The 8,785-nt window shown below is 33.3% G+C and carries 9 protein-coding genes and 2 riboswitches; of the genes, 3 read left to right on the top strand and 6 right to left on the bottom strand.

What is annotated here, in order from left to right:
• Positions 1-299: 299 nt before the first annotated feature.
• Positions 300-983, bottom strand: a complete 684-nt coding sequence (locus B2S90_RS10610) for a prepilin peptidase (protein WP_278780113.1) — start codon at positions 981-983, stop codon at positions 300-302.
• An 11-nt stretch (positions 984-994) separates the two neighbouring features.
• Positions 995-1,879, bottom strand: a complete 885-nt coding sequence (locus B2S90_RS10615) for a LysR family transcriptional regulator (protein ID WP_278780111.1) — start codon at positions 1,877-1,879, stop codon at positions 995-997.
• A 110-nt stretch (positions 1,880-1,989) separates the two neighbouring features.
• Here B2S90_RS10615 and B2S90_RS10620 point away from each other — a divergent pair, with 110 nt between their 5' ends.
• Positions 1,990-2,679 carry a YoaK family protein gene (locus tag B2S90_RS10620; protein WP_279068773.1) on the top strand — a complete coding sequence of 230 codons (690 nt, stop codon included), beginning with the start codon at positions 1,990-1,992 and terminating at the stop codon, positions 2,677-2,679.
• 41 nt (positions 2,680-2,720) lie between these two features.
• Here the strand turns inward: B2S90_RS10620 and B2S90_RS10625 are convergent, their stop codons facing one another.
• Positions 2,721-3,764 (bottom strand): SWIM zinc finger family protein, encoded by a 1,044-nt coding sequence (locus tag B2S90_RS10625; protein ID WP_278861251.1) that lies wholly within the window; start codon positions 3,762-3,764, stop codon positions 2,721-2,723.
• Between the two features lie 291 nt (positions 3,765-4,055).
• On the opposite strand from B2S90_RS10625, the gene B2S90_RS10630 reads away from it, so the two are divergent.
• Positions 4,056-4,820 carry a helix-turn-helix transcriptional regulator gene (locus B2S90_RS10630; protein WP_286697031.1) on the top strand — a complete coding sequence of 255 codons (765 nt, stop codon included), beginning with the start codon at positions 4,056-4,058 and terminating at the stop codon, positions 4,818-4,820.
• On the opposite strand, the gene B2S90_RS10635 is transcribed toward B2S90_RS10630, so the two are convergent.
• Both B2S90_RS10635 and B2S90_RS10640 read right to left on the bottom strand, forming a co-directional pair.
• A complete protein-coding gene (locus B2S90_RS10635) occupies positions 4,808-6,139 on the bottom strand; it encodes an MATE family efflux transporter (RefSeq protein WP_055289073.1) in 1,332 nt (443 codons plus the stop codon). The two genes, B2S90_RS10630 and B2S90_RS10635, sit on opposite strands and share 13 nt — an antisense overlap.
• A 55-nt stretch (positions 6,140-6,194) precedes the next feature.
• Positions 6,195-6,731: a GDSL-type esterase/lipase family protein gene (locus B2S90_RS10640; protein ID WP_055289037.1), complete on the bottom strand. Its 537-nt coding sequence runs from the start codon at positions 6,729-6,731 to the stop codon at positions 6,195-6,197.
• 102 nt (positions 6,732-6,833) lie between these two features.
• A riboswitch (glycine riboswitch) is annotated at positions 6,834-6,910 on the top strand.
• A riboswitch (glycine riboswitch) is annotated at positions 6,911-6,979 on the top strand.
• 45 nt (positions 6,980-7,024) lie between these two features.
• On the opposite strand from B2S90_RS10640, the gene B2S90_RS10645 reads away from it, so the two are divergent.
• Positions 7,025-8,371 carry an alanine/glycine:cation symporter family protein gene (locus B2S90_RS10645; RefSeq protein ID WP_279147529.1) on the top strand — a complete coding sequence of 449 codons (1,347 nt, stop codon included), beginning with the start codon at positions 7,025-7,027 and terminating at the stop codon, positions 8,369-8,371.
• A gap of 49 nt (positions 8,372-8,420) precedes the next feature.
• Here the strand turns inward: B2S90_RS10645 and B2S90_RS10650 are convergent.
• The coding region (locus B2S90_RS10650; protein ID WP_286697032.1) for a DUF2179 domain-containing protein at positions 8,421-8,785 on the bottom strand (365 nt) is incomplete at its 5' end.

The raw sequence follows: 8,785 nt of genomic DNA on the forward strand, positions 1-8,785 counted from the left end.
ATAATTCTTTTGCATTACAAAACCATCTTAAAAATGCAACTTGATTTAGTAAATGCTGATTATAAGTATAATAATGCCTATTAGTTTGGGTTTGGTTTGCCTTTAAAGTTCCTTCCCTATCTTAACGTTATAATATCTTAACAGATATGCCTAAAAGTTCAGTAAAATCCTTTGATTTATAATTTGTGATATTTGATGCTTTCATATTAAAGCTTTCCTTTGAGTAAATTTGAACACATTTAATCACAATAGTCGATATATTTAGTTACTTATATTTTCCTCCTATGACAAAAATAGTATTACAGGATCAAGAAACTGTCAAATAAAGATATAGTTAACCATCCAAGTGCTATAAAAGGGCCAAAAGAAATCATATTCTTTTGTTTTATAAAAGAGAAGATGATTCCTAAGAAACAGGCAATGGATAAGATACTTAATGTTTGATAAATACCTAAAGAAAGACTGCAGACACCTAACATCTTAATATCTCCCCCACCGAGTCCTTCTTTTCCACTTATTTTATAAAATAGATAAACAAATAGTATAAGAAATAATATGAGAATGAGAGATTCTTTGAGATATATAGTCTTAAAGCTACATAACAAGCTAATAAGAAGATATATATCAGGTATTTCATAGATATGTAAGTCAATAATAGAAATGATATAAAAGCATGTAAGAGACACGATATGAGATAAATAAAGAATACTTAACCCATCATGAATATAAAATAAGATAAATAAAAAGCCTGCAGTCAGTTCATGAACAAGCAGACTCTTATTGAGTTTATGATGACAATAACGACATTGCCCTTTAAGTAATATATAAGATAATACTGGAATTAAATCTAATACATGTAATGTATGGCCACAATAATCACAATGACTTCTTCCAAGTATTGATTCATGAGTAATATAACGATGTGACATACAAGATATAAAACTGCCAAAACAAGCACCTATCATAAATATAAGTAGTGGCATAATTTTTCTCCTTAACGATGTATAAGTGATTCAATCAATTTACTAGAGGCAATGCTTTGTGATTTATTAGGATCCTTCACTAAGCAGACCTTACGATGTGGTAATGATTGAAACAACGGGATTTCATAGACTTCTCCCTTATCTAAGTATTGTTGGGCTAGCTTTCTAGGATAGAATGCAATACCTAAATTATGAATAATAAGAGGTATAATCTGATCAGTTGTAGAGACTTCTATATCAGGATGGAAAGAAACGCCATTATCTAAGAAATATTGGTTATAGAAGTTTCTTGTTCCTGTCTGACTTGTAAGCGAAACAAAAGGTGTATCCTTGAATTCATCTAAAGAATGACGTTTTAATGAGAGTTCTTTATACTTCTTCCCACAAATAAGAATATCTTCAAAATGATCAAGTACTGAGACCTGTAATAAATGTGGTAGATCTATTGGTGTTGTAACAACAGAGAAGTCACATAAATCATTTTTTAATGATTCTAATGCTTCTGGTGTAGTATGGTTCGTGATACGCAGGCGAACATGTGGGTATTGTTCATGGAAACGTTCCAGATGATCTAAAAGGAATATACGTAATGCATTCTCACTGACACCTAAAGTGATCAGACCGCTGTTTAATTCCTTTTCTTTCTGTAATTCGCTTTCTCCTAGTCTTAAATGTTCCTGGGCAATTGCCACATGTTCAAATAAGTTTTCTCCCTCCGGTGTTAATTTAACACCTCTATTTGAACGAATAAAAAGCTTGCAGCCTAATTCGCTTTCTAAGTTATTGATATAACGGGTGATATTAGGCTGGTTGTTTCTTAACATTTCTGCTGCCTTTGTGAAGCTCTGGTATTGTGCTACATAGTAGAATATTCTGTAATAATCATAGTTTGCCATAAGCATCCTCCCATATAATAATCATATCATCAGTATATCAAAAATACTTTTTACATATTTCTGTTCATTCAGTATAATGCATTTGATTTAAATTTACAATGGAGTATGTTATGAAAGACAAACTTATTCAATGGTTTTTACGTGAAAGACAGATGTCTGAAGCTTTTATAAATAGTATCTTCCTTGCCATGTCTGGTGGCTTTCAGGATGCTTATACTTATTTTGCGCGTGGTGGTGTTTATTCTAATGCCCAGACAGGCAACGTCGTATTATTAAGCAATCATATCATGAGTGGAGAATGGATGACTGCATTAAAATATTTATTAACTTTAATCGCCTTTGCATCCGGCATCTTTATTGCGGATATTGTGCATTCTCGCTTTAAATATGCACAAAAGATGCATTGGAGACAGGGTATACTTGTACTAGAAATAGTGATTCTATTCTTTGTCGGACTCATTCCCCATCATTTAGATAACTTAGCGACTATTCTCGTCTCATTCTCTTGTGCGCTTCAGGTACAGACATTTAGAAAAGTAAGTGGTTATTCTTATGCTTCTACAATGTGTATTGGGAATATTCGTAATGGGACAAGTGCTTTGGCTGATTATACAGAAACCCATAATAAGGCCTCTTTAAGGCGTGCATTCTACTATTATGGTATCATTTTCTTCTTTGGACTTGGTGCAGGACTAGGTGGTCTATTCTCTAGAGGAATGTCCATTCATGTCATCTGGGTATCAAGTATCCTACTTATTATCAGTTTCTTTATTATGAGCCTAGAAAAACTAAGAGAGTAGGGAGATTAATCTCCCTACTCTTTTTATACGCTTAAATCATCTTATTTTCTCAAACGATTAACTGAAATAAACTGTATACCTCCAGGAATCTCCTCTATCTCTTTAAGATAGTGAGTGATATCCTGTTTACCTACAAGTGGCTTAAGTTCTTCTAGATACTTATTTAATAGTTGTTCAGGATAGTCTAATAAATCATGATAATATTCTTCAAGAATATACAAGCCAGGTGTTTGAATGACAAGATTCAATAACTGATCATACATACCTTCTTCTAAATAAATCTTATCAAGTCTTGCACGAGGAGGTAGATTCTTAAGAAGTTCATCTCTTAAAGATTCCCATTCGTCATTTGAATATTGTCTTTTTAATTCACGGTAAAAATCAATCTGTCCATCCTCTTTCACAAGTGTCCATAAAATATCTAAATAAGATTCTCTATCATTATCTTTTAAGTATAAATCTTTCAAATAAGATTGATACATCTTTTTAATAGAAGGCTTATCTGTCTTTAATGATTTCACAAATGAAATAGCTTTTTTAATATCAAGTGTACTATAGTAATCAATCAAAGATTTAGATACGACCTTATCTTCCAAATAATTTTTAAATGTATGAATAAGTATATCTATATCCATATAATCATCCATACATTTCACAATATAACCACGAGCTGATTTAACATCAGGATGATTTCTAAAAGCTTCTTCCACACTTTCTTTAATTACTACTTTCTTTTCCACCTGTGGTAGTTGATCTAAATATTCTGGATGATCTTTTAATATTTTCTTTAATAGTTGTTTAGCCTGCTTCTCACTTAATGCATCAATAATTGTATGTTCATCATAAACAGGATGAGTGTCTAAATAATACAAAACAGCAGCCATATGTTTACAATGCGCTCCCTCTTTAGCATAGGGACAATCACAGAACATATCATTATCATCTATTTTTACATGATAATCCTCTGTCCCATGAACAGTGGCATAGATGACTTCTCCTACTTTACGTACATGATCCACTGCCCCTTCCTGGGCATATTCATAACCTCTTTCTAATATTAAATCATCAAATAATTCTTCTTTCATCCTATCAGCTCCTTACATCAAATTATAACATATCCTTAACATTCTACACAAACATATCATTATCGTATATTATATAGAACTATAATCAGTTCATATCATCTTATAATATCATTATTGTATATTTGGAAGTCTGTTTTTACGGAATGTCACCGTTTACATTTATTAAGTACATCACCTTCACTTGATAATTATTGTATCTTCTTTTATTTATATCAATATCGTATATTTTTATTGATTAATATCTATTTTATACTTATAATAATATCACTATCGTTTATAAGGAGTTTTATCATGTTTCCTATCCATACCCAGCATATTGAAAATACAGAAAATGATATGATTTATCATGATCATGATTCTTTAGAGTTCATTTATTGTCTTCATGGAGAAGTATCCTATTTAATTAATGGAGAATCAATTACTATTCATAAAGGCGAAGCCTTTATGATTAATACTCATATTATTCATGCAAGACTTTCTTCTACAGCCCATTTAATGACTGTCTCTATCGAAAGAGAAACTTTTAGTATGCATGAATCACTTTTAAGTTATTTTGATTCTTTCTTTAATCATGAGCATGCTCCTTATCTCATTATTCTTGATCATACAATACATGTATTGATTACTAAGCTCTATGGTTTACTTAATATTCCAGAAATGAATCCCTTTTTAATTCTCTCTTCTGCATCAGAGCTTGTCCATTTAGTTAGTACAATTCTTCCAGAAAGTAAACCACTAGACGATTACGATAAGATGTTAGAAATGATTCATTATTTGAGAGATCATCTATCTCAAAAGATCACCATCCAGAATATGGCAGACGCAGTTTCTATTTGTCGTTCTAGATGCTGTAGTATTTTTTCTCAATACCTTCATACTTCTCCTATGGCTTATTTAAATGAACTGCGTTTAGTACATAGCACTGAATTATTATCTAAAGATTATTCTATTGTATCTATTTCAAAAATGTGTGGCTTTAGTCGTCCTAGCTATTTTAATACACAATTTAAAAAGAGGTATCATATGACACCTCTTGAATATCGTCATTCTTCTTGAATCTTTTTGAAACAATAACTAAAAGTAAATACACAATAGAGTGCTGCAACAATCCAGGCTGTCTGATCAGCACAGCATATTGCGGTATAACCAGCTATTGGTACAAATACCAATGATACAAAACATCTCGCAATCATTTCAATGATACCAGAGAATATTGCGAGTCCGGAATAGCCAATTCCCTGAGTTGTCTGGCGGCATACATTGAGAATTGAAAGAACCCAATAAAAATATCCCATATAGGCAATATATTTTGCGGATGCATCAAGGACAGCGCTGTATTTTGATGAAATGAACAACATTGAGAATATTCTACCAAATAAAATCAGTAAGATTCCTACAATCACACCATAGATAATACCTACAACAACAGTTTGTATGACACCTTTTTTGATACGATCATATTTCTTTGCACCATAGTTCTGACTTGCGAAAGTAGAAGCTGCTGTGGCCAATGCATCAAATGGACAGATGGCAAGCTGTTTGATTTTAGCTGCTGCCGCAAAGGCAGACATATAAGTTGCGCCTAAAGAGTTATTGGCTCCCTGCATGACCATAGATCCAATCGCAGTAATAGAGTACTGTAATCCCATTGGAAGTCCCATACCAAGTAAATTCTTAACGATGGAAGACTTCATTACTTTATTTTCTTTTTCCAGATGTAATACTGTGAAACGTTTCTTAATGAGTATAAGACATAATATGCCACTGATACCTTGCGATACGATAGTCGCAAATGCAGCCCCTGCGACATCGAGTTTTAAAATAATAATACAAAATAAATCTAACACAATATTGAGACAAGCAGAAAAAGCAAGAAATAAGAATGGTGTACGGCTATCCCCTACAGCACGTAATATACTTGAACACAGATTATAGAGTAATGTACATGGTAATCCTATGAATATAATTAATAAATATATATAGGAACGTGATGCAATCTCAGCTGGTATCTGTAATATATGAATAATTGTCATACATAATAAACAGCATCCTACAGTTAATAAAGTACCGATAATAATAGTCAATACAATGCTATGATAGATAAAATCACGCATCTTAGATAAGTTATTTCCACCAAATGACTGCGCAATAGGTATACCGAATCCACAGCATATACCAATACAAAATCCCAATACTAAAAACTGTACACTAGTAGTAGAGCCTACTGCCGCAAGTGCATTGGCGCCTAGTGTCTGACCTACTATTGCAGTATCCACAATATTATAAGTTTGCTGGAATATATTTCCTAATAATAAAGGCAATGCGAACATCATAATGAGTTTTAATGGATGTCCTTCTGTCATATTCTTTGTCATATCGTAATCCCCCCAGTGTTGAAGTATAGCACCTTTGAGCATACAAAAAAATCCATTATAAGGATTTCTTCATATAGTCTACAATTGTTTTTCCTAACTGTTCATGTCCCTTTTGTGTAAGATGGATACCATCAAATGAAAGTTCTGTAATCACATCTTCTACATCAATAAAATCTGCATGAAAGCTATCTGCAAGTACTTTTAACTTCTTATTGAGTTCTTTGCTCCTTTGATATCTTTCTTCATCATTACGTAGATAAGGTGGTGCAAGAAGTAATATATGTTCGGCTTTAGACAGGGCACGTCTTAACATCACATGAAGTCCTACTTTGATATGGTCTATAGGTTCTAAATGATCCACATTATTTGTTCCTAGCATAATAATCAATAAACCAATCGGTGCATATTGTCGTAAAGTGACATCATATAAGAATTGTCTTGGTTCAGCAAGTCTTCCATTGAGTCCTGCATTGACGACAAAATCATCCTTATAATTCTCTCTCACTATATCCACCCAGTTTATTTCATAACGTCCCCCATCAAGAGGGTTAAATCCATAAGTATTAGAATCCCCATAACATACGATATTCATAAATTTATTCCCCTTTTTTCTTATTATACAAAAGCTTTTAAAATAAAAAAACATTGAATTTATAATAATCTCTGTTTATAATGTTTTCTTGTAAAAGAACGGATGATAGTAGCGAAAGAGATTCTTTGTAAGAACACCGAAGGATGGAAGATTTCAGGTAAAAGGATCGCTATTGGACGAATCACTGGAGAGACTCATAATGAGCACCGAAGGAGTAACACTCTCAGGTAAAAGGACAGTGACTTATACTTTTCACTATTAATTCCGTCTAATTTATTAGAAGGAGTTTTTTTATGACCAAATTTTTGACACAAGTCAACAATCTCGTATGGGGTATGCCCCTTATTCTGTTACTACTTGGAACAGGTATTTATTTTACTACTCATTTAAAGTTTATTCAGTTTGTAAGATTAAAGAAGGCTTTCTCTTTGATTTTCAAGAAGAATGAAAATCAGGAAGGCGATGTATCTAGTTTCCAGGCTTTATGTACTGCCTTAAGTTCTACGATTGGAACAGGTAATATTGTAGGGGTAGCGACTGCGATTTCTGCAGGTGGTCCTGGCGCATTATTCTGGATGTGGATTTCTGCTTTCTTTGGAATGGCTACTAAATATGCTGAAGGTGTTCTCGCTATCAAGTATCGTACAAAGGATGAAAACGGACAAATAGCTGGTGGACCGATGTACTATATTGAAAAAGGTTTACACAATAAGTTTCTCGCAAGTCTATTTGCATTCTTTGGTGTAGCTGTTGCTTATTTAGGTATTGGCACATTCACTCAGGTAAGATCTATTTCCGATGCATTGCATCTTTCTTTCCACGTTCCTTATTGGATCAGTGCGATTATTCTTACTCTTCTTGTTGGTTTTATCACAATTGGTGGTATTCATAGAATTGCGGCAGTCGCTGAAAAAGTGATTCCATTTATGTGCGTATTTTATATTGGTGGTGTTGTACTTATCCTAGTAACACATCTTCCAATGATTCCTTATGTATTAAAGATAGTACTTACCTCAGCTTTTGATATTAAAGCAGTCTTTGGTGCGGGAATGGGTGTTGCGATGAAGATGGGTATTAGTAGAGGAATCTTCTCAAACGAAAGTGGTTTAGGAAGTGCTCCTATTGCCGCAGCTGCTGCACAGACTGATTCATGTGTAGAACAGGGACTTGTATCCATGACAGGTACTTTTATTGATACAATGGTCATTTGTACAATGACTGGTCTTGCAATTCTAATCACTGGTGCAAATACAAGTGGCTTAGAAGGAGCTGCAGTTACTTCACTTGCCTTTAATAGAGGACTCATTATTCCATTTATTGGTGAATATATTGTAAATATTGGATTAATCTTCTTTGCGTTTACTACAATTATTGGATGGAACTACTACGGTGAAAGATGCATGTATTATCTTGCAGGTATTCGTTCTATCAAGATTTATAAGATCATCTTCATTATTCTTATTGCGATTGGTCCATTTATGTCATTACAGTTTATCTTTATTCTTGCAGATATCGTGAATGGCTGCATGGCAATCCCTAACCTCATCGGTTTGATTGGACTTAGAAAAGAAGTCATTGCAGAAACAGAAGAATACTTCAAAGAAGAAAACACTTGTAGTATAGAAGAATTAAGCATTTAACCTCTCTATTTGAGAGGTTTTTTCATGCAAAAAAACAGGCCGAAGCCTGTTAATCGAGAGGTTTTTGATAGAATCCACCGACAAAGTTTTCTGTTGGTAATATATTGATGATGACATGAGGATCAATACTCTTCATGAGATCAACAATATCCTGTACTTCATAGCTTGACACGACAGTATGAATCATAGTGAGAGGATGACCACTATAGCCGCCTTCACCATGAAGCATAGTCAAACCATGACGATATTGTGCAATATAAGCCTGACGTAATTCTTCAGGATGAATTGTAGTGATTTCTAAAGTCACGCGTTTATATCGCTTATAGAATGTATCAATCGTTTTAGTTGAGAGGAATTGGAATAAAATAGAATATCCCGCATGAATCCAGCCAAACATGAATCCAAATACACATA

This window comes from Catenibacterium sp. UBA627 (assembly GCF_002299355.1).
Taxonomy (GTDB): domain Bacteria; phylum Bacillota_I; class Bacilli_A; order Erysipelotrichales; family Coprobacillaceae; genus Catenibacterium; species Catenibacterium mitsuoka.

What these genes read in the sequence shown, in the direction of transcription:
- B2S90_RS10645 (WP_279147529.1), top strand. Translation starts at nt 7,025, where the DNA reads ATGACCAAATTTTTGACACAAGTCAACAATCTCGTATGGGGTATGCCC.
- B2S90_RS10620 (WP_279068773.1), top strand. Translation starts at nt 1,990, where the DNA reads ATGAAAGACAAACTTATTCAATGGTTTTTACGTGAAAGACAGATGTCT.
- B2S90_RS10630 (WP_286697031.1), top strand. Translation starts at nt 4,056, where the DNA reads ATGTTTCCTATCCATACCCAGCATATTGAAAATACAGAAAATGATATG.
- B2S90_RS10610 (WP_278780113.1), bottom strand. Translation starts at nt 983, where the DNA reads ATGCCACTACTTATATTTATGATAGGTGCTTGTTTTGGCAGTTTTATA.
- B2S90_RS10625 (WP_278861251.1), bottom strand. Translation starts at nt 3,764, where the DNA reads ATGAAAGAAGAATTATTTGATGATTTAATATTAGAAAGAGGTTATGAA.
- B2S90_RS10615 (WP_278780111.1), bottom strand. Translation starts at nt 1,879, where the DNA reads ATGGCAAACTATGATTATTACAGAATATTCTACTATGTAGCACAATAC.
- B2S90_RS10640 (WP_055289037.1), bottom strand. Translation starts at nt 6,731, where the DNA reads ATGAATATCGTATGTTATGGGGATTCTAATACTTATGGATTTAACCCT.
- B2S90_RS10635 (WP_055289073.1), bottom strand. Translation starts at nt 6,139, where the DNA reads ATGACAAAGAATATGACAGAAGGACATCCATTAAAACTCATTATGATG.